The 22,376-nt window shown below is 41.3% G+C and carries 18 protein-coding genes; 7 read left to right on the top strand and 11 right to left on the bottom strand.

Features of this window, described 5'->3' with window-relative positions; genetic code table 11:
* Positions 1-164: 164 nt before the first annotated feature.
* The 4 genes from N477_RS15245 to N477_RS15230 form a co-directional block, all read right to left on the bottom strand.
* The gene (locus N477_RS15245; protein WP_063363761.1) at positions 165-1,772 is read right to left on the bottom strand and encodes an AbgT family transporter; all 1,608 of its coding nucleotides are present in this window, start codon (positions 1,770-1,772) and stop codon (positions 165-167) included.
* A 209-nt stretch (positions 1,773-1,981) separates the two neighbouring features.
* Entirely contained in the window at positions 1,982-2,239 is a 258-nt protein-coding gene (locus N477_RS15240) for a hypothetical protein (RefSeq protein WP_231098156.1), read from the bottom strand.
* 52 nt (positions 2,240-2,291) lie between these two features.
* Entirely contained in the window at positions 2,292-2,555 is a 264-nt protein-coding gene (locus N477_RS15235; RefSeq protein ID WP_063363682.1) for a DUF3081 domain-containing protein, read from the bottom strand.
* Positions 2,556-2,604: 49 nt separating this feature from the next.
* Positions 2,605-3,138 carry an isochorismatase family protein gene (locus tag N477_RS15230; RefSeq protein WP_063363683.1) on the bottom strand — a complete coding sequence of 178 codons (534 nt, stop codon included), beginning with the start codon at positions 3,136-3,138 and terminating at the stop codon, positions 2,605-2,607.
* Positions 3,139-3,215: 77 nt separating this feature from the next.
* On the opposite strand from N477_RS15230, the gene N477_RS15225 reads away from it, so the two are divergent.
* Positions 3,216-4,169: a ribonuclease Z gene (locus N477_RS15225; RefSeq protein ID WP_063363684.1), complete on the top strand. Its 954-nt coding sequence runs from the start codon at positions 3,216-3,218 to the stop codon at positions 4,167-4,169.
* Here N477_RS15225 and N477_RS15220 read toward each other — a convergent pair.
* The 6 genes from N477_RS15220 to N477_RS15195 all read right to left on the bottom strand — a co-directional run bounded on the left by N477_RS15220 (position 4,146) and on the right by N477_RS15195 (position 10,348).
* A complete protein-coding gene (locus N477_RS15220) occupies positions 4,146-5,444 on the bottom strand; it encodes a DUF2252 family protein (protein WP_063363685.1) in 1,299 nt (432 codons plus the stop codon). The two genes, N477_RS15225 and N477_RS15220, sit on opposite strands and share 24 nt — an antisense overlap.
* Before the next feature lies 1 nt (position 5,445).
* Complete coding sequence (locus N477_RS15215) at positions 5,446-6,276, bottom strand: polyphosphate kinase 2 family protein (RefSeq protein ID WP_155731914.1); 831 nt, start codon at positions 6,274-6,276, stop codon at positions 5,446-5,448.
* Positions 6,273-7,043, bottom strand: a complete 771-nt coding sequence (locus tag N477_RS15210; RefSeq protein ID WP_063363687.1) for a helix-turn-helix domain-containing protein — start codon at positions 7,041-7,043, stop codon at positions 6,273-6,275. Before N477_RS15210 ends, N477_RS15215 begins: the two co-directional genes overlap by 4 nt.
* A gap of 161 nt (positions 7,044-7,204) precedes the next feature.
* Positions 7,205-8,008, bottom strand: a complete 804-nt coding sequence (locus tag N477_RS15205; RefSeq protein ID WP_063363688.1) for a DUF1338 domain-containing protein — start codon at positions 8,006-8,008, stop codon at positions 7,205-7,207.
* A gap of 71 nt (positions 8,009-8,079) precedes the next feature.
* Positions 8,080-9,105 carry an arginine N-succinyltransferase gene (gene astA, locus N477_RS15200; protein ID WP_063363689.1) on the bottom strand — a complete coding sequence of 342 codons (1,026 nt, stop codon included), beginning with the start codon at positions 9,103-9,105 and terminating at the stop codon, positions 8,080-8,082.
* Positions 9,106-9,142: 37 nt separating this feature from the next.
* Entirely contained in the window at positions 9,143-10,348 is a 1,206-nt protein-coding gene (locus N477_RS15195) for an aspartate aminotransferase family protein (RefSeq protein ID WP_063363690.1), read from the bottom strand.
* 151 nt (positions 10,349-10,499) lie between these two features.
* Between N477_RS15195 and N477_RS15190 the strand changes: the two genes are divergently transcribed.
* On the top strand, positions 10,500-10,928 hold the full coding sequence (locus tag N477_RS15190; protein ID WP_063363762.1) for an Lrp/AsnC family transcriptional regulator: 429 nt from the start codon (positions 10,500-10,502) through the stop codon (positions 10,926-10,928).
* Here the strand turns inward: N477_RS15190 and N477_RS15185 are convergent.
* Positions 10,925-12,838 (bottom strand): putative bifunctional diguanylate cyclase/phosphodiesterase, encoded by a 1,914-nt coding sequence (locus N477_RS15185; protein WP_063363691.1) that lies wholly within the window; start codon positions 12,836-12,838, stop codon positions 10,925-10,927. The genes N477_RS15190 and N477_RS15185 overlap by 4 nt on opposite strands.
* Positions 12,839-13,295: 457 nt before the next feature.
* On the opposite strand from N477_RS15185, the gene N477_RS15180 reads away from it, so the two are divergent.
* The 5 genes from N477_RS15180 to N477_RS15160 are packed head-to-tail and all read left to right on the top strand — an operon-like array spanning position 13,296 to position 22,360.
* Positions 13,296-13,598 (top strand): isoamylase early set domain-containing protein, encoded by a 303-nt coding sequence (locus N477_RS15180; protein WP_063363692.1) that lies wholly within the window; start codon positions 13,296-13,298, stop codon positions 13,596-13,598.
* Between the two features lie 6 nt (positions 13,599-13,604).
* Positions 13,605-15,596, top strand: coding sequence for a 4-alpha-glucanotransferase (gene malQ / locus N477_RS15175; RefSeq protein ID WP_063363693.1), 1,992 nt, complete (start codon positions 13,605-13,607; stop codon positions 15,594-15,596).
* A complete protein-coding gene (gene glgB, locus N477_RS15170; protein ID WP_063363694.1) occupies positions 15,593-17,830 on the top strand; it encodes a 1,4-alpha-glucan branching protein GlgB in 2,238 nt (745 codons plus the stop codon). Before malQ ends, glgB begins: the two co-directional genes overlap by 4 nt.
* A 2-nt stretch (positions 17,831-17,832) precedes the next feature.
* A complete protein-coding gene (glgX, locus tag N477_RS15165) occupies positions 17,833-19,884 on the top strand; it encodes a glycogen debranching protein GlgX (protein ID WP_063363695.1) in 2,052 nt (683 codons plus the stop codon).
* Positions 19,877-22,360, top strand: coding sequence for a glycogen/starch/alpha-glucan phosphorylase (locus tag N477_RS15160; RefSeq protein WP_063363696.1), 2,484 nt, complete (start codon positions 19,877-19,879; stop codon positions 22,358-22,360). Before glgX ends, N477_RS15160 begins: the two co-directional genes overlap by 8 nt.
* The last annotated feature ends 16 nt before the right edge of the window (positions 22,361-22,376 follow it).

The following is a 22,376-nucleotide window of genomic DNA, read 5'->3' as shown; positions in this document are numbered from 1 at the left end:
TTGAGTTTCTCTGCCGTTAATGATTTTACCTTAAATAGGAATGTTGTGTATAAATTTAGTGGTAGGGGATAAAAATAATGAAAAATATAATTTAGTAGATTTAGGAAGAAGTTTTGAAGATAAAAAGAGCATTTTTGCAGCTGCAAAAATGCTCTTTTTATTAATTAAGGGGTGTAATATATCGGTGAGTTTGGTCCTACTGGCAGACCAAAACCGAATACCCAAATATAAAATAGTGCAACCCAGCCAACGAAGAAGAACATACTGTAAGGCAACATAGTAGCGACTAATGTACCAATACCCATGTCTTTTTTGTATTTTGTTGCAACGGCTAAGATCAGACCGAAATAACTCATCATTGGCGTGATCAGGTTAGTAACTGAGTCACCGATACGGTATGCAGCTTGAATAGTTTCTGGCGCGTAACCAACAAGCATCAACATTGGTACAAAGATAGGTGCTGTAACAGCCCACTGCGCTGAAGATGAACCTAAACATAAGTTAACCATTGCACACATCATGATGAATAAGATGAATACTTCTGGGCCTGTTAGGTTTAGAGCTTGAAGTAATGCTGCACCGTTGATCGCTAGGATAGTACCAAGGTTTGTCCATTTAAAGAATGCAACAAATTGTGCAGCGAAGAAGACAAGAACGATATACATGCCCATAGAGCTCATGCTCTTACTCATGGCATCAATCACATCTCGGTCTGTTTTCATCGTGCCTACAACACGGCCATATACGAAACCCGGGATAGCAAAAGTAACAAAGATAAGAACAACAATCCCTTTCAAGAATGGAGAGCCAGCTACAGCGCCAGTCTCAGGGTGACGCAAAATGCCGTCTTCAGGTACGATGGTGAGTGCTAAAATGCTACATACGATTAGTAGAGAAACACCTGCCCACTTTAAACCACTTTTTTCTTTATCTGTTAAATGCTCAATGTTGTTTTCTGATAGGTCAACGCTTGCATCATCTGGGTTGTATTTGCCAAGGCGTGGCTCGACGATTTTTTCTGTCACCAAAGTACCGACAATGGCGATTAAGAATACAGAAATCATCATGAAGTACCAGTTTGCTTCAGGTCCTACATGGTAAGTCGGATCTATCATTTGAGCTGCAGGGGTTGTGATACCTGCCAATAAAGGGTCGATTGTACCTAGTAATAGGTTTGCACTATAACCACCAGATACACCTGCAAAAGCTGCTGCAAGACCTGCCAGTGGGTGTCTACCTAAGCTATGGAATATCATCGCAGCGAGTGGGATAAGTACGACATAACCGAGCTCTGATGCTGTGTTTGATAAAATTGCCGCAAATACCACCATGAAGGTCACTAGGCGTTTAGAAGCGCCCATAACCATGCCGCGCATGGCAGCTGATAGCATGCCAGAGTGTTCAGCAACACTCACGCCAAGTAATGCAACTAATACAGTACCAAGTGGTGCGAATCCAGTGAAATTAGTGACAAGACCAGTCATAATTTTTTGTAAGCCTTCTGCGCTCATTAAGCTTACAACTTCAATGACACCGTCAGCATCACGTCCTTTAGCTCCCTCTGGGCGAGGGTCAATTGCACTCAAGCCCATCCAGTCGGCAATGCCACTGAAGACCACAATTGCAACACACAACATTGCAAAAAGGGTGATTGGGTGTGGGAGCATATTCCCTAAAAACTCAACGGTTGCCAAAAAGCGATTGAATAGGCCGCTTTGTTGTTCTGGCGATTGAGAGTTTTTATTCGCTTTCGTCTCTACTGCATTCGACATAGCAAGTTTTCTCGGTTCCAAAAAATGCGGCATACCATATCACTTTTTCATTCAGCGGTCATTTATAAAAGTTAACTAGAGGTGAAAATGAGATAAAATTACAAGTATCAGTGATAAAGAGCAGCTTATGCTTTTGATGTAAGTAAGTACTTGGTTTTAGGTGGGTGATTATTAACCTATTCAATTGGCTGGTTTTGATTGTTAATTTTTTATTCTTTATGTGCTGAATTTACTCCCTTGAATAACAAAGGGTATTGTCTGAATTTTCCACCGATATGATCATCAGCCATAATTTGAGTACAAATGCGCTCAATATCGTTATCCGCCGCAAGCACCCACTCTAGGTGTTCGATGGTGCGTTTGAGTCCTTTTTTTAGATATGCCTGTGACTGATAGTGTTGGCAATTCGCTTTTATAATCTCAACTGCTTCTGGGTTTTGTCTTAGCGCTGAGACGATTTGTTCCATGTAGGTGTGTGATGATCTCGAGCTTGATCTGCTTCTACTTCTGGTCCTATTTCTAGTCATCCAGCATACTCGCTATGTAATGAACTTTTTTCATGAAGTCAGCTTTTTGCGATTCTTTGTCGTAATTAAATTGATATGTATTGTGAAAACCGAAGCGTAAAAAAACACCGCTGCCTTTCAAATAAATCGTATAACCATCAGGATCTGAGAACGCTGTTATCCCCTCGAATTGCTTTCCCTCTTCATACTCTTGACCTTGCTGCCTTATGTGTTCATATACCTTCAAAATGAGGTTACTGTTGAGCTCGTTTTTCATATCTCAATACAAGTTGTTTAATTATGTTTATTTTTACTGGCTGTACTAACTAACGGATCAGTTTTGATACGGACTTAAACTGCGGATGTTTTGCATCCTTTAGGATGTCAAAGAGCAAGCTTTCTAAGCTCATGATCACGGCGCCATCATGTCTTAGTTGTTCAATCGACCATGTTTTGTTCTGAGTGTCCCTTGAACCTATTGCATCAGCCACGACGACGACTGGCTGCTGCAATGTTAATAAATCCCTTACCGTTTGATAAACACAAACATGGGCTTCAATGCCAACGACAATTTTAGTGACAGCAGGGTCTAGACTGATTGCTTCTTTTGCTGACGCGTCATTTAGAGCGCTAAAGGTGGTCTTTTCATGACACTCGATTTGGAATTGTGTCAGCGCAGGATCTGTATGCCCAAGTCCTTTTGGATATTGTTCAAATATCAACGCCGGTATTGATAATAGCTCTGCCGCTGTTAAAAGCTTTCCCGTTGTATTCACAAGTTCAGGATATATTTGAATATGTGGCTGAAAACGTGTTTGTATGTCGATGACAAGAATTTGATACTCTGAAGTGTGATGCATAGATTAATCCTTTAGCTACCGAGCGATATCACTTAAACTGGATGTTGTAGTATTATAATTATGGATTTTAGTCAGTTATGCAATTGGAGTTTTTGGGGACTTCGTCTGGAAGCCCGTCAACTTTTCGCAATGTATCAGCAACGGCCGTGAAGTTTGAAAAGTCAAAAGAGTGGGTGTTGGTTGATTGTGGTGAGGGCACTCAGCATCAAATACTAAAATCGAAATTAACCTTGTATCAACTGAGTTTAATTTGCATTAGCCATGTTCATGGCGATCATTGTTATGGGTTACCTGGCTTATTGGCTTCCATGGCGATGTCTGGTAGAAAGCAGCCTGTCTATTTAGTCGCCCCCAAAAAAGTGATTGAGTTTTTGCATGCCACTTTTTCATTGACTGACTTAACGTTGCCTTTTGATCTTAAAACCTGTGCTATTGAAGGCCTTAAAAGCACACCTCTGAATATTGGGTTTTGTCACCTAGAGGTTATTACATTAAAACACCGAGTACCTAGTTTTGGTTTTAAAGTCACTGAGACGCAAGTTCCTAAAAAGCTTAAGATTAATTTATTAAAAAAAGAAGGAGTTGCGACAGGACCTCACTACAATCAGTTGCAAAAAGGCGTAGATGCTGATTATCAGGGGCAAAAACTGGAGTCCAAAAAATATACTTTTGATAGCTGGCTGCCTCGCAAAGTGATTGTTTGCGGTGATAACGAAAGACCGGGTCTGTTAAAAGAATTTATAGATGATGTCGACGCATTGGTGCATGAGGCAACATTTACTCATAAAGATTTAAAAAAAGTTGGCCATCACACTGGACACAGTGATGCTAAACGCATTGCGGAGTTTGCTAACAAATCTAATCTACCTCTATTAATCTTAACGCACTTTAGTGTCCGCTATCATGGCCCCGGGTTGTTGGATAATTTACAAGAGGAAGCTCACACACATTTTTGTGGAGAGCTTATTCTGGCCAATGATGGGCTTGTTGTCGATATTCCAAAAAAGCTACTTTCTGAGTGCCTTGAATAATTCCCAGTCTTCATTTACTTGCTGTGCATATTGATTTGCTTTTTCGACAAGTTTTGTAAACAGTGGTGGCAGGGCGGTTATGCAATGCTCTTGATAGTTCATTGAACGCCGGTCGCCTCTCATATGCGCATAAGCGAGTACTTGTGCGCAGCTTTGCGCATATTGCTCGAAACCATTCCTTTGTGCCGCACGCTTGCCAAGGGTAATATGCTCGGGATCAATACCGACTCGTGCGTGATGGCGGGAGCGAACTAACCAATGTAATCCTTGCCACAGTGCATCATCAATTATTAGGTCTGGTCTTCGCTGCATTTGTCGTTGGCAGTTGACCGTTAAGTGGGCGTGATTGAGGCGGTTTACTGGACTTAACTCTTTAAAGTAGTGCAACGGTGCCGCTAAAGCTTGCTGTTTAATTTCTACGATGTGATATAGCTCAGGTTCCTTTTGCTCTTTGGGCCCGACTAGTAAATAGTAACGCTTCAAGTGGTTGCTGCCAGTGCCTGCATCCAATCGTTCTACACAGTCTATGATGTCGTCATCGACATAAGGTCTGAACTGCTCAATAAGGTTGGTTTTAATGTCGCTATGAATGGCTTCGAACTTTAGTGGGTCTGGTTTAAACTTCAGGGGGTACGCGGTCAGTTCTACATCTTTTGCTAAAGTACTTTTTACAGTGAATGCAGATCCTCCTACGAGTCTTTGCAAGCCTTTTTGCCACCGTTTGTGAAGTATGTGGTCTTTATCAAAATGCGTTAGCGCACTTTGGCTGTTATTTTCTCCGCGGATGGAAGCTTGGCAGGTTTCAACATAGTGCTGTAAGAAAGTCATTTGCGCTTGAGGTATTTGCTCAGTAAGCACAACTGGTTTTTGCTTTATGTTCATAGAGTCGCTTGATTCTCTAAAAGCAGCGCCACTTTGCTGTGCTAAATTGAGACTTACTAGAAACCGGAATATGTCCCAAATTGCATGGCCTATGCAAGCATCATCAAAGTCATTAGGTGTAAAAACTAAGGTTTCACCGTGCGAGCCTTCTTCACTCAAAAAACCGAAGTTACTGGTATGGCAATCTCCCATAATCGTGGTAACGGGGATCTCATACACTGACGTAGGCAAATCAATAATGCCATCAAATATATCACTGTACATCAGTGATGCGGTACCACGGAAAAAATGAAACGCGCTACCTGCCATTTTTTCATGTTTGTTTAACTCTAAAGATGGCACCATACCGTCATGGCGTTCGAAGTAAGATGTAAGTAGGTTTTCACGATTCATTTTACGTCCTCTTGTGCTTTATTCCGAGTTGTTGCTCTGCAAGCGCTACAATATTTGCGTTTATCGGAGGTGGTTCAATCTGCATACCTTTGCTCAATGCTTTAGTAAGCGCTTTAAGTACTTCCACGCGAGCAAACCATTTATGATCGCCAACAATGACTGACCATGGCGCGCCAGAGGTATGTGTTTTTACAAACATGTCATCGATGGCGGCTTCATACTCAGTGCGTTTGTTTCTATTTCTGATATCTTCTTCGGTTAATTTCCAACGTTTGTAAGGGTTATTTAACCGTTCAGAGAATCGTTTTAGTTGCTCGTCACTACTTATATGTAAAAACAGTTTTATGACTTTAATATTATCGTCGAGCAAAAGCTGCTCAAATTCATTGATTTCACGATAAGCGCGTTGCCATTGTGCATCTGACGCATAACCTTCAATTCGTTCTACTAACACTCTGCCGTAATAGGAGCGGTCAAATATAGTCAGAGTGCCTTGCTTAGGAAGTTTATTGAAGAATCGATATAAATAATGCCTGCCTTGCTCATCGTCTCTGGGCGCGGCAATCGGGTAAACTTGGTAGCCACGGGGATCGAGTTTTTCAGTAACGCGGCGGATTGCGCCGCCTTTTCCTGCTGCATCCCAGCCTTCAAAAACGATAACAGCTCTTTGCCCTTGATGGTAATAGGCTTGCTGAACATGAAGTAACTCATTTTGCCAATATTTAAGCGCCTGTTTATACGCTTTTTTATTATCAATAGCTGGATATTCATTGATGTGTTTTAAAGAGGGGGACTGTGTTGTTTGTTGATTATCTATATCAATTTGGCTCACATTGATATCCTCTGTTTATATTGCTTTGGCGTTATGCTCATCACTTTTTTAAATTGCCGCGTGAAGTGAGATTGATCAGTATATTCAAGTTCATAGGCTATATCAGTCAAAGAGCATGTCGGTTTTTGCTTGAGCAAGTTTCTCGCTTTCGATACTTCCACAAGGGTTGCATACTCTTTAGCCGTCATGCCTAGCGCTTGATCAAAGGCTCTTTCTGCTCGTCGGCTATTAATATGTAGGGTGTCATAAATATCAGCCAGCTTTATTGATCTCGGTGATAGTTGGATCTCTTTGGTAATGGTTTCTAAAATGTTAGGAAGTGGTTGATTTAACTTTTTGAATTGCTGTTCAAGCCACTGAGAAATATATTCAATTTTATCTGAAATAGAGGCACCTTCTTGGCGAATTTTATTAAGTAAGGCCTGATCAATTGGGATTGCGTCTAATAACTCGATACACAAATTTTTCGATTCTTTTAGCGGCATAGCGGTGAAGTTTTTGGCGCCCAAGGGTGTGAGCCTAACACCGATGAGATTTTGCACGTCGCTTTCAAAGTGCCATATGGTTGTTTTAGTCTGTGGGCCGATGAAGTAAGCATTTTGATTCAGGCTTGTAGTGCCCATTTTTGATTTACCTGATATAACAAATAAAATCGAAATACAGCCGTCACTGTGTAATGCTTGAGGCAATAGGCTTTGAGAACTTGCATACCAATAATTGATAACATAGGGGGCAAGCGTTGGTGGTGGGGACAAAATAGTATACATGGCGACCTCACTCCTTGTGGGTACTCAAAAATATGCTTGAGCGACTTTAAATTGCCTCATTTAATCTACCGCTTAACTCATTTAAGCGCAATAAAAAAGCAGCCATTGGCTGCTTTGGGTGTTTAAGTTAGTTTACTTCAATTCATATCAACACAAGGTGTTTATCTTGCGTTGGTACTTTCGAAGATTTTATCTGCAGAAGCTGCTACGAAACCCGTGTACAATTCACCATCAGGTTTGTTGTAACGCAGGGCGAACTCGTAGAAGCAACTTGGGATTTCGAACTTGCCGTCAGAGAACTCAATAGGGTGGTGATCAGCAAGTGTAGAAGATTGCTCAAGTAGTACTTCAGGTGAACCTTTGATTTCACCACCTGATGTATTTAGAGCGAAACCAGCATCTTTAAGTGCTTGGTTTACAGCTTCTATGGTCTCAAAATTAGCTAGGTAATTAATGTTTACTGTGAAGTGATTTGCACGGTAACCCCAAGCTGACATCCAAGCTGCATATTCGCTTTCTGCAAGTAGCTTTTTATAAGTTTCATGGCTCACTTGCCAATGTGTACCAGAGTACAAGAAGTTTTCTGCAGTGACGGCACTCTCATCGATGCTATCAATCATTTGGCCAACAATTGCTTGAAGATCTTCTGAGCACTTTTCTAAAAGTAGTTCTGAGATGAATACTTTTGGCTTGCTTGGATCGCTATGCTCATAGTGTTTAGCATACAATTTCTTAGCTTCAAAATGATACTCACCACACTCTTTGTAACCAACAGCTTTAAAATGCGCAGCCAGTTTTTCTAGACCAATTTTTTCATGGTTGAAAGTACGTAGTGCGATATGGTCGTTGATGACATCATCTTTTTGAGTAGAACCTAACAGCTCGTGTACTTTTACAGCAGATGGAGTCACTTCTAAATAGTTGCTCCAAAGGTTCTCAAATAAGCTATCTACATTGTTGTGCATAATGACAATTCCTTAATATAACGGCTTGGCCGCGTTGTAAATGTTACGACAAAGCACGACGTATTTAGTATTTATAAAACAAATCCACTGATCTTATCACCTTGCTTTAACTGCAATGCCTCTGCCGTTTTTGAGGTGATTGTGAATATTTGTGTATGTTCATTCCATACTACCGCAGTAGTAAATGTGGCTCTAAAGTGCGCTAGTTGGCCATTGGATAGGGCCCAAGTTGTTTCACTGTGTGGCAGCTCTTCGACGATATCTAATGTACCGTTTTGAGTTTCACGCACGGTTCGAATATTTTCTAACCTAGCTTCGACAGTGGGGCCAGCATCAAATAAGTCGACATACCCTCTGTGTTCAAAGCCTTCTTTTTGCAGCAGTCGCAGTGCAGGTTTTGTTTTTTCATGCACATGGCCGATAACTGATTGGGCCTCTGGGCTGAGCAAATTGGCGTAAATCGGATATTTTGGCATTAACTCAGAGATAAACACTTTATCGCCCAAGCCCACTAGGTGGTCGGCCTTTGGAAACTCAATACTGAAAAAGTGTTCCTGTAACCATTGCCAAAAAGGGCTGTGGCCGTTTTCATCACTGACGCCACGCATTTCAGCAATCACTCTATCGCTAAAGCGCTCGGCATGTTCAGCCATAAATAAAAAGCGAATACGCGACAAGAATCGACCTGCCAACCCGCGTCTAAATTGCTCTCGTAAGAACAGTGTGCAGATTTCCGAACTACCTGTGTAGTCATTACATATTGATAGAATATCAACGGTGTTATACACATTTAAGGTGCTAGAGTGGTGAACGGTTTTGCCTTGATGGTAATGATACAGAGGGACCTGCATCCCAACAGCTGCCTCAATGGCTGTAGTACCACTAATTTCACCTGTTTCTAAATCTTCGAGGACAAATAAATACCCCTCATCGATTGGCGCATTTAATGATTTACTGAAGCTTTCTTGAGAGCGTTGTATCTTACTCGCTAATAGTTCGTCGTCGACAGGCAAAGATGTGAAACCATGGCCTGACTCTACCGCGATGTTTTTTAAAGCCGCAAAATCTTTGCTGCTAATAGGTCTAAGTACTTGCATAAAAATATCATTTAGGGCGACGAATCGCCCATAAAGGTTAAGCGTTTACTACATCCGCGACAGCCAGCTCGAAGCGTGCTAGACCTGCTTTAATTTCTTCTTCAGTAATCACTAAAGACGGTGTGAAACGAACTACATTAGTGCCAGCGACCAAAGTCATTAAGCCATGCTTTGCACTTGCGACTAGGAAATCTCTCGCCTTACCTTCGTAATCGCCTTTAAGTACGCAACCTAACAATAGGCCTTTACCACGCACTTCGCTAAATACATTGTACTTTTCGTTAATTGCATTTAGGCCATCACGGAACATTTGTTCACGCTCTTTGACACCATTTAATACTTCAGGCGTATTAACTGTGTCAAAAGCAGCCTCAGCAACGGCACAAGCAAGTGGGTTACCACCGTAAGTAGAACCGTGAGTACCAATTTTTAAATGCTTCGCAATATCAGTTGTGGTGATCATCGCACCAATTGGGAAGCCGCCACCTAATGCTTTAGCTGTTGTTAAAATATCAGGCGTAACATTCAAGCCTTGGTATGCGTACAAATCACCTGTACGGCCAACACCTGTTTGTACTTCATCAAAAATAAGCAGGGCATTGTGCTTGTCACATAACTCTCGTACACCTTGCACAAACTCGATATCCGGGGAGATGATACCGCCTTCACCTTGTAGAGGCTCCATCATAACTGCACACGTTTTGTCAGAAATTACTTTTGCAAATGTTTCTAAGTCATTGTAGTCAATGTGAGTGATATCTTGTGGTTTAGGACCAAAGCCATCAGAGTAGGCTGCTTGGCCACCGACGGTTACGGTGAAGAACGTACGGCCGTGGAAACCTTTATTGAATGCAATGATCTGCGTTTTTTCTTCATTATATTTATCTAAAGCAAATCTACGCGCCAGTTTTAAAGCTGCTTCATTTGCTTCAGCGCCTGAGTTTGCAAAATAAACTTTGTCTGCAAATGTCGCATCAGTCAGCTTTTTAGCTAGACGAAGTGCAGGTTCATTGGTCATTACATTTGATAAATGCCAAATCTTTTCACCTTGCTCTTTCAGTGCATTTACCAATGCTGGGTGGCTATGACCTAGACAGTTTACTGCGATACCGCCAGCAAAGTCGATGTACTCATCACCGTTTTGATCCCAAACTCGTGCACCTTTACCTTTTACTGGTATAACAGCAGATGGATTGTAGTTAGGTACCATTACTTCATCGAATAATTCGCGATTCACTTGCATGACGTCGTCCTCATATAACTTCAACTTCTGGGCACGAATATATGTGCCTATTCTTATTCCGACATTATTGCGTGATGTGATGAAAATTTGCAGTGTAATTTTATATAAAATGAGTAGAATGTTCGTCAAAATGACATTGGTATTGTGCAAAATGATTAGCAAACAAGATGAGAGATTGATTTCTGTACTACGAAGTAACGCGAGGGCGAGTATTTCTGAGCTAGCAAGACTATTGGATATGTCTCGAACAACGGTGCAATCACGATTGCAAAAGTTAGAGCAAAGCGGTGTTATTCAGGGTTATAAGATTGATTTTGGTCAAGATTATTTAGGTAGCCTAGTTTCTGCTCATGTTTCAATTAAGGTCAAGCAAAAGCTCACGGCAAAAACTAATATTGCCCTGAAGCAGCTCTCACATATTTCTGCTTTATATGCGATTAGCGGCGAATACGACATGATAGCTATTGTAGAAGCGCAAAGCCTAGAGCAATTAAGCCAGTTGCTGGATGAAATAGGTAATTTAGACGGCGTCGAAAGAACCAATTCAGCTGTTATACTGGAAACTAAATTTCAACGTTAATTTGCTTTGGGTAACCACACACTCGTTCCAGTAGTAGCGATGTGGTTAACATTGCCTTTGAGCACCTTGTCGCCCACATTACGAGAGGTCTCAGGGCGACTCACTAGGTAACCTTGGACACAGCAAATGCCCATATCTTTGACCAGTTCAAACTGATCAAGCTGCTCTACACCTTCTGCAACGATTTTAAGGCCTAGCTGCGCACCAAGCTCGCTGATAGAGTTTAAAATCTTAAAGTATTTAGGGTTGTCTTTTGCTTGTGAAATAAACAGTTTATCTATTTTAATCACATCGATTGGCAGATCAGCTAGTGTGCTCAACGAGCTAAAACCCGTGCCAAAATCATCAATTGCAATAGTCACACCGGCACTGCGGCAACGCTCAAGCTGAGCAATGATTTCATCACTTGCTGTTATGAGTGTTGACTCGGTGATTTCTATCATTAGGGAGGCAGCAGGCAGTCCCGATTTATTAAGTGCATCTAAAACCCAGTCGTAAATAGGTCTATGTTTGAGCTGAATGCCGGATACATTCACCGAGATTTTAACTTTTTTCATCCCAGCATTGTGCCAAGCAGACATTTGTCGGCATGACTCTAGCAATATCCAGTCGCCAAGCTCTAAAATTAAATTTGACTCTTCGGCAATTGGAATAAACTCAGACGGTGGGATCAACCCCTCGATGGGATGATGCCAACGGGTGAGGGCTTCAAAATAGTCTATTGAGCAATCTTCAACATGCACAATTGGCTGAAAAGAGAGTTGAAAATTTTGAGAGGCAATTGCAAGTCTCAATTCTTCTAATAAGTAGTGGTAGCGCCTGATTTTATTCCCCATCTCTGGTGAATAGACTCTGAAAATACCGCGTCCATCCGTTTTAGCTCGATACATGGCAACATCTGACATTTGTAACAGCGCATTAGGGGTAGAGGCACTATCAGGGAATACAGCTATCCCGATACTGGCGCTTATTTTCACTAGCTTATTACCGAGCACAAAGTCTCGTTCAATTTCGCTAAGAATAGTTTGTGCTATCTCAGTACAGAAACTGGTGTCGTTAAGATTGGGCACAAAAATCGAGAACTCGTCTCCACCTAGCCGAGAAAGGTTTTGGTCTAGACCATGGACGGGATGCGCATCATTGAGCTTAAACTGCCTGACAACTTGCTCCAATCGCCCTGAAACCTGAATAAGTATTTCATCACCGAAACTGTGTCCAAAAGAATCATTAACCTGTTTAAAGCCATCTAAATCAATGAATAACAATCCGCATTTTGATTTGCTTTTATCCGCAATGGTCAGCTGCTCGCTAATATGTTCTATATATGCATGGCGATCTATAAGTTTGGTCAATTTATCTTGGTAAACGTGACTATCTGACTGTATTTTTATACGTTGAAGATTATCGCTTAATGATTGAACTGCATAACAAATTTGTGCGACAGGACCGCCAGAGTGAAGCTCTTTATGTTTAATTTCAAGTCCATCAAGCAGGGCGTTTAGGTCTTTATTTATGGCATTGAGTGCTTCTAACTGTGCTTTGTCTCTTTTATTACCTTTGAATTGAGAAATAAAAAACAGCACGGCAATTAAGCAAAGCATTAATAAAGTAGGGGATGACCAGACGAGCTTAAACACTCTTGAGGTCGGCGCGATGGCATATTGAGACTGCTGATTTACGATGATGACGAACGTTTGATTGTCCTTACTAACGAATTGCTGGTCGTAGTAGACAAACTGATACCAAGGAGCCGATCTTTCAACTTGCTCAACATCACTGATCTGAGTTTGCAAAGAAAGTAACCCGGATTGCGCATTCAGGACATGTTTAGCAAAAGTTAGATTTGCAGCAATACCGATTACTACAAGGCTAACAACAGCATAAGCTAAATTTTTAAAAACATTCTGCATGATTGAGACAATCCAAAATTAACCGAAAACCGGATCCTTCATGTTCCTGTAGTATACATCAATTTGACTTCAGGGATGACAACCTTTTACACGCTTTTATTCACAAGTGCAATTATCAAAATTATTTCAATTCAATTTAGGGACAATCATTTACACTTCTCTGAGCAAGATCAATTATCAATATAATTCACTTTACACGATAATGATTCTTATCTACTTTTTTATGTCATTGGCCTAATAATTGCTCACCAGTGTTGGGCATTAATTACCAAAGGGCTTTCTGTCCAAAAATGTACTTTTCTGGTGCAAAGGTATGCTGTATTGCACCGTTGTGAGGCGTACAAGTTTATATTTATGTACTAAACTATTCTCACAAAATATGTTCGCGTAATCATACATTATACGACATAGTTTTGTGGCAAGGAACACCAACCAAGTTAGGTTTTTGGAGCCAAAAATGTTAACAAAACGTTTTTTTAAAACGAAAAACGAAGCCGAAATCACATTTGAATTTTCTCACCCCGAAGCCAAAAAAGTTGAACTCGTTGCAGAATTTAACGATTGGCAACCCATTAGTATGAGGTTTAATAAAAAAGAGCAGCGTTTTAAGCTCAAGCACAGGCTACCTACTGATAAGCAATTCCATTTTCGATACTTGATAAATGGTAACCAATGGGACAATGACAACAGTGCTGATGGATACGCTGCCAATGGTTTTGGTAGCGAAAATAGTATTGTTGATACGCAAAGATTGGCTTAGTTGCCAATGGAAGGGCTACAACAGCTATATTACCTCCATGGTATCGGCTATGACTTCGTTAAATATGATGGCGAACATGTCGTTTTTGATGCGTTAACGAGGCAAACTGCCATTGAATGCTGTGGTATTGAGCCTAATGACCAACATGCCGTTGATCGTCTCAATTTTGAATTAGACATTGCACCATGGACACGAGTCGTCGAACCTGTGACGTTGAGCGATAGTGATTCTGGCAGCTTTGTAATTAAAGTCTCAGAGTCTTTAAAGCACTCAATAGCAAGCATAAAGGTACCTTCGGCAAATATAGATATATCGGTTAAGCTTTCTGAGTGTGAGGAAGTAGGAGACTATATACATGCTGGCAATCGATATGTTGCGTTAGAAGTCAATTTGGGTAAATTACCAATTGGCTATCTTGAATTATTGATAGAGGGTGCATTTGGTCAAGTAGTAGCAGAGCTCTGGTCAGTGCCAAAGCAATGCTATAACCCCTATGTATCCCACAGCAGTAAAAAGCCGCTTGGTGTGTCGTTACAGCTTTATACTCTGAAAAGCGATAGGAATTATGGTATTGGTGATTTCGCTGATCTAAAGCAGTTAATAGCGTTGTTTTCCCAACATGGAGGGGATTTTGTCCTCTTAAATCCATTGCATTTGCTATTCAGTGCAAAACCTGAAGAAGCCAGCCCTTATAGCCCTTCTCATCGCTGCTTAATTAATCCCCTATACATAGCGTTAGATGATATCCAAGAAATAGTTGGCCAAGCATGTGCTGAGCTGTTCTCGTCTGTTGCAGATTTAGGGCATAGACGTTCAGTGACAAGTAAATTTATTGATTACACTCAAACATCCAATGTGAAGTACGCCCTATTTCAAATACTGTATAACTGTTGGCAACAGGATGCGCGCCAAGAAGCGACCTTAAACGCTTTTATAGAAGAAAAAAGATCAATACTTGGGGATGTGGATCTAAGTCAATTTGAGTGGTTTTTACAGTGGTTGGCATCTGAGCAACTGCAGCGTTGTCAGTCACTATGTATTGCTAAAGGAATGGAAATAGGATTAGTGAATGATTTGGCTGTTGGATGCACAGGCAGTGGTCTTGAATTTGAAAGTTATCGCGCTTGCTTTAGTGAGCAGGCAAACATTGGCGCGCCACCCGACCCTTGGGCTGAACAGGGCCAAAATTGGGGAATGCCAGCGCTGAACCCGATAAAAGTAAAGCATAACAACTTTGCATATTTTAAATCTCTGGTTCGGTCCAATTTAAACCAAGTTGGTGCATTGCGTATCGACCATGTAATGTCACTAAGGCGTTTGTGGTGGTGCTTTGCAAAGGAAGGCCAAGAACTTGGGTGTTATGTTTATTATCCATTTGAATATTTGTTGGCCATTTTAAAGATAGAGTCACACTTACATAGTTCAATTGTAATAGGTGAAGATCTTGGGGTTGTACCGCCAGAGGTAACTCAGGCGTTAGAAGAATCAGCAATTTTTGGCAACACACTGTTTTATTTTGAGAAAAATCAAAATGGTGAGTTTAAAGCGAGTGAACAACTGAGGAAAAATGCGCTGATTATGGTCGCTAATCATGATGTTCCTCCATTTCACGGCTGGTGGAATGCCGCGGACATTGACATTAAATTTGATTATCAATTGATTGATGAGCATCAGCGCCATCATCAAAAACATGCTAGAGGTGTTGAAAAAGCGCGGTTAATTAGCTGGATTAATCAGCATGAGTTCCCTGATTTAGAAATTACCGCTTCGAGTCAGGAGGTATATCAGGCCGTCATGCATATATTAGCAAGCAGTCCAAGTCAATTGCTTGCCATTCAATTGGATGACCTAGACCTTCAAGAATTCCCTGTAAATATACCTGGTACAAATACAGAGTACCCAAATTGGCGCCGCAAATTAAATCATGAGCTTGTTGAGCTATTTGAACTTCATAAAGACTTTATTCAACAACTCAATGCAATCAGGAAGCAACAATGAATACCGTAAATAAAAATGTTGAAATGACAGAAGATTACACGGACCAAGTGGCTGCGTTACAAGCTGGCTCATTTTCAGATCCGTTTAGCTTTTTAGGACCGCATGTAGTTAAGGTTGGGCCAAAAACATATACAGTTTTACGGGTCTTTATTCCAAGCGCATTATCTGTAGCAGTTGTTTTGGGTAAAACGCTAACGAATATGACTCGATTTGATGACAGTCAGTTGTTCACTGTGGTACTTGATGCAGAATTGAGCGCTGAAAATTATCGTCTCCAAGTACAATTTGAAGATAGCACTTTGTACTTTCGTGATGTGTATAGTTTTGCTAGCGCGTTGGATGAACAGGCTATGTACCTGTTTAATGAGGGCACACTCGAGCATGGCTATGATCACTTTGGCGCTCGCTTTATAAAGCACGGAGGTGTTCAAGGTGTACAATTTAGTGTTTGGGCACCAAACGCAAAAAGCGTCTCTGTTATTGGAGAGTTTAACTTTTGGCAAGCTAATCAACATTATATGCGTTTTCACCCCGCAAGTGGTGTTTGGGATTTATTTATTCCCGGATTGTCAGCAGATACAAGTTATAAGTTTGCGATCACGACAGTGAGTGGCGAAAGGCTTGAAAAAGCAGACCCTTATGCGAAAAAAATGCAACAAGCGCCCGGCACTGCAAGTGTTTTGCAGCAGACATTTCAAGCGCCAATTTATGATGAGGAAATGTATGAAAGGCGGATGAAGCGAAATCATGTAGAGTCACCTATTTCTATATACGAAGTGCATTTGGGCTCTTGGAAACGAAGAGTCGGTGAGCAAAATCGATATTTAACTTATCGAGAGTTAGCAGATGATCTTGTACCTTACGTAAAAGATTTAGGCTTTTCGCATATTCAATTAATGCCAATTAGCGAATTCCCCTTTGATGGTTCTTGGGGGTATCAACCCGTAGGCCTTTTTGCCCCATCCAGTCGCTTTGGTTCTGTAGACGATTTTTTATATTTCAGTGAAGTGTGTCATAAATACGAGATTGGTTTGTTGCTAGATTGGGTGCCAGGTCATTTCCCGACGGACCCTCACGGTTTAAATCGGTTTGATGGTACACATTTATATGAACATGCAGACAAGCGCCAAGGATTTCATCCAGACTGGAACACTTGCGTTTTTAACTATGATAGGCCAGAGGTGAAGAGTTATTTACTTTCTAATGCGAATTACTGGGTGTCAGAGTTCCAATTAGATGGCCTAAGAGTGGATGCTGTCGCTTCTATGCTTTATCTCGATTACTCGAGAAAAGACGGGGAATGGATAGCTAATAAGTACGGTGGTAGAGAAAATATTGGCGCCATAGATTGCTTACAGAGAAGTAATGCTGTTTGCTACAAAAATGCACCGCATGCCATGATGGTTGCAGAAGAATCTACAGCTTGGCCTGGGGTGACACAAAGTGTAGACCATGGTGGATTAGGGTTTGGCTATAAATGGAACATGGGCTGGATGAATGACAGCTTGGGCTTTATGCAACGAGATCCAATTCATAGAAAGTTTCATCATCATGAAATGACGTTTTCCATGGCTTACGCCTTTTCAGAAAATTATATTTTACCTTTAAGCCATGATGAGGTTGTGCATGGAAAAGGGTCTCTTTTAAGTAAAATGCCTGGGGATGACTGGCAGCAATTTGCTAATTTGCGCGCTTATTATGGGTTTATGTTTGCTCACCCAGGTAAAAAACTACTGTTTATGGGCAGTGAGTTAGCACCTCGAGATGAGTGGGATCATAACAAGCAATTAGACTGGTCATTATTAGAAAGTGAAGCCCACACAGGTGTTTATGAGTCCGTTAAAGCGCTGAATTCAGTCTACCATTCAACTCCCTCTTTATATGAAGTCGATGGTTCACCTGCTGGCTTTAGGTGGATTGATTGTGATAACGCTGAGCAATCAATTCTGAGCTTTGTTCGATTTGGTAAAAAGCAATCTGAGCTTTTGATTGTTGTCAGCCATTTTACACCACAAGTATTTCATCATTTCAGGTTAGGAGTACCCAAAGAAGGCGCGTATCAAGTCGTTTTCAATTCTGATGACAAGCAATTTTACGGCAGTGGCGTTCAAGTTGTCGCACACAAGCAGCAACTTGTTCAGAGTAAAGCTGTGGCATGTCACGGATTAGATAACAGTATTGAAATTACGATACCACCATTAAGTACTGTTTATTTAAAATATATATCGGCATAAACATGATTAGCTCCCGACAAGGCAGTACTTACCCATTAGGCAGCACGGTAACAGACAAAGGTGTTAATTTTGCCGTCTACGCCCCTAATGCAGAGAAGGTTTATTTGTGTTTGTTTGACGGGTTTGGACGGTGTGAAAAAAACCGTCTTGAGATGCATAGTCATGAGGGCGGGGTATGGAGTATTTTTGTTGACTCACTCGCTACTGGTGCACTATACGGTTATCGAGCGGATGGCAAATACAATCATTTGGATGGCCACTTCTTTAACGTCAATAAATTACTTTTAGACCCGTATGCGAAAGATTTTAGTGGGGACTTTACATGGAGTGAAAGGCATTATTGCCATCTGCCTGTAGGTGAGTTTAATAGCTTAGATAACGCCATTGATATGCCTAAATGTAAAGTTGCCAAAGAACAAGCTTACACAGGGGAAAAGCCCAATACACCGTGGCAAGATACGTTTATTTACGAGTGTCATGTGAAGGGGGCTACGCAACTTCACCCACAGATTGATAAATCTAAAGTGGGGAAGTTTGCTGCATTGACTGACCCTGCATTTTTACTGCACCTAAAATCTTTGGGTGTCACAGCCATAGAGCTGCTGCCAGTGCATGCATTTGTGAGTGAGCAGTTTTTAACGACGAAAGGACTACAAAATTATTGGGGGTATAACACCCTAAGCTTTTTTGTTCCGCACAAAGCATATTGCGTGAACGGTGATATGACTGAATTTGTAGATATGGTTCGCCAGTTTCATGAACATAAAATCGAAGTGATTATAGATGTTGTGTACAACCACACTGCAGAAGGCGGCATCGATGGCCCAATGTTGTCATTTAAGGGGTTGAATAATAACGGTTATTATAGAACGATAAATTCACCAGAATCAGTTTACATCAATGATACAGGTTGTGGTAACACGGTGAATATTGACGACCCGATCACATTAAAACTCATTATGGATAGCCTGAGATATTGGGTAGAAGTGATGGGAGTGGACGGGTTTAGGTTTGATTTAGCGACCATACTTGGTCGCACGGTAGAGGGTTTCTCTTGCCGTCACGCATTTTTTCAAGCAGTGTTGCAAGATCCTGTTTTGTCCTCTGTAAAATTAATCGCAGAGCCATGGGATGTAGGGCCTGGCGGGTATCAACTCGGTGCTTTCCCTTCACCTTGGCGAGAGTGGAACGACAAATATAGAGATATTGTAAGGCGATTTTGGCGAGGGGACAGTGGGACTTTGCCAGAGCTTGCTAAACGCATCCATGGCTCCAATGACTTGTTTGAGCATAATCAACGCGGTCCACTCAATTCAATTAACTTTTTGACCAGTCACGATGGATATAGTTTGGCTGACTGGGTGAGCTATGAGCAAAAGCATAATGAGGCTAATGGTGAGAATAACCGAGATGGCCATAGTGAAAACTATTCTTTTAACTGTGGCTTTGAAGGTGATGTAGATAACTCAGAAGTCGTCCAGTTACGCCACAAGATGCAAACTAATGCGCTGATAACTTTGTTCATGTCAAAGGGAGTGCCGATGATAGCAGCAGGTACAGAGTTGAAGCATAGCCAAGCCGGGAACAATAATGCTTATTGCCAAGATAACGAAGTAAGTTGGTTAAATTGGTCTGAATACGAAGGCAATCAAACACTCATTAGATCTATTTCTGAGTTGATGAAGTTGAGAAATGAATTAAGTGTTTTTCAACATCCTTTTTTTGTTCATGCTGACGATGAGCGGTTTTCGGTCGAGTGGTTAAATAAAGAAACACGCCCGATGAGCGAACATGATTGGCATGATGAAGGGAATAAAACGCTCATGTATATTCTCGCAGACAAGCTTATTTCAAAAGCTGTCATGGTGATTTTAAATGCAGACACCGAGCGTTTATCTATTTCGCTGCCAACTCCACCGTTTTCTAGTAATTGGGAATGTATGTTTACGTCAGAGCAAGCAAGTGACAGCGACGTACTTCCTATCTCTTTTTGTCTCACAGGACAAAGTGCTTGGGTACTTATGTCAAACTTAGAGGAAAACACGAATGGCTGAAAAAAAGTCTAATGTGTGTGTTGTTAAGCACTGGCAAGATGCGCCAAAACTCAATGAGAGCGCATTAGCAGATGATTTGAATCGACATTTCTATTATACCCTTGGTCGTGATCGGGTTGGGGAATCAAAGCATTATTTATTTCAAGCGCTAGCATTGACAATCAGAGACAGATTAGTAGCCCGTTGCCGTGCAACAAACCAGCATTTATCACAGCAAAAGACTAAAAAAGCAGCGTACTTGTCCTTAGAGTTTTTAATGGGGCGTGCCCTTGGCAATGCGATTTTGAATTTAGATCTTGAAGAACAAGTGAAATCTGCACTTAAAGAATATGGAACAAATCTTGAGGAGCTTGAGTCTGCTGAGCATGATGCCGGATTGGGTAATGGCGGTTTAGGTCGGCTTGCAGCCTGTTTTTTAGATAGTTGTGCATCATTAGCTTTACCTGTGGTTGGATACGGTATTCGTTATGAGTATGGGATGTTCAATCAATCAATTGAGCATGGCGTGCAAATAGAGCAGCCTGATAAATGGTTACGTGAAGGTCACCCTTGGGAGTTAAGCGCGCCTGAGCAAGCGAAGATTGTTAAGTTCTTCGGTAATGTCGAAACACATACCGATAAGCATGGCCGGATCCATCATCAGTGGGTGAATTCTCAGGATGTGTTAGCAGTTCCTTTTGATGTTCCTATCCCTGGCTATCGTAATGGCGTTGTAAATACGCTTAGATTATGGAAGTCAGAAGCAACAGATGAATTTAATCTCAAAGAATTCAATGCTGGCAGTTACTCAGAAGCCGTTGCTAAGAAAAACCTTGCTGAGCAAATTACCATGGTGCTTTACCCTAATGATGCCAGTGAAAACGGGAAAGAATTGAGGCTTCGCCAGCAATACTTTTTATCTAGTGCCAGTTTACAAGATATTCTCCATCAGTGGGCAGAACAGCATGGTAGTGATTTTAGCGACTTTGCTCAGTATCACGTTTTTCAACTTAACGATACACACCCAAGTGTTGCGGTTGCTGAACTTATGCGTTTGTTACTGGATGAGCATGAAATGGAGTGGGATGATGCTTGGAAAATCACTACATCAACAATGGCATATACCAATCATACCTTGCTACCTGAAGCGTTAGAAAAATGGTCGGTGCCTTTGTTCAGTCGTTTGTTGCCAAGAGTGATGGAAATCATTTTTGAGATTAATGCGCGTTTCTTAGCTGAGGTTGCACTCATGTGGCCAGGAGATGTAGAAAAGCAAAGGCAACTTTCTTTAATCGAAGAGGGTCCTGAACCTCAAATCAGAATGGCTTATCTAGCAATTGTAGGCAGTTTTTCAGTCAATGGCGTGGCCGCTTTGCACACAGAGCTGCTTAAATCAGGACTGTTTAACACCTTTTATAATCTGTGGCCTAACAAGTTTAACAATAAGACTAACGGTGTGACACCAAGAAGGTGGCTTGCCCATTGCAATCCTGATTTAGCTGACCTGATCACGGATAAAATAGGAGAGGGGTGGCAAGCGGATTTTTCAGAGATCAGTGCCATCAGAAGATACTATGACAAACCTGCATTTCACACACAGTGGCAAAAAGTTAAAGAAAGTAACAAAGATAAGTTAGCTGAGCTGGTTAAAGCGCGATGTAATGTAGAGTTTGATACAAGCATGATATTTGATGTGCAAGTAAAGCGTATTCATGAGTACAAAAGGCAACTATTAAATATTTTACATGTCATTGCGTTATACGATCAGATCCGCAGAGGTGACGTGAAAGATATGGTACCTAGATGCGTATTGTTTGGTGGTAAGGCGGCTCCTGGATATTACATGGCCAAATTGATTATCAAGCTAATTAATAATGTGGCTAATGTCGTCAATAAAGACAATGCAGCTAAACCATATTTAAGAGTTGCTTTTTTACCAAATTATAATGTCACAGCGATGGAAACGATTTGCGCTGCTACGGATCTTTCGCAGCAAATATCAACTGCGGGTAAAGAAGCCAGTGGTACAGGCAACATGAAGTTCATGATGAATGGTGCTGTGACAATTGGGACGCTAGATGGCGCAAATATAGAAATTAGGGAGCAGGTTGGGGATGACAACTTTTTCTTGTTTGGCGTTACAGCAGAACAGGCCTGCCAAGTGAGGCAGCATTATGACCCAACAAGTATTATCAACGGATTTGAACCCTTAAAAAATGCCATGAAACTACTTGAAAGTGGTCACTTTAACCTCTTTGAACCCAATCTATTCAACGACATTATTGCATCTATAACTAGCCCGAATGACCCTTGGTTAGTTGCACAGGATTTTGAAAGTTATTTTGATGCCCAAAAGCGGGCTGCGCAAAGTTATACGAATAAGACATTGTGGAATCGTATGAGTATTTTAAATACAGCAGCTAGTGGCACTTTTTCTAGCGATCGTACGATTTCCCAATACAGCGAAGAGATTTGGCGATTAAAACCAATGCAGTAACCGCCACGAACAATAA

The organism is Pseudoalteromonas luteoviolacea H33-S (genome assembly GCF_001625695.1).
Lineage (GTDB): Bacteria > Pseudomonadota > Gammaproteobacteria > Enterobacterales > Alteromonadaceae > Pseudoalteromonas > Pseudoalteromonas luteoviolacea_B.
The sequence above is the reverse complement of the archived record's forward strand: the minus strand, read 5'-3'. Positions and strand labels throughout refer to the sequence as shown.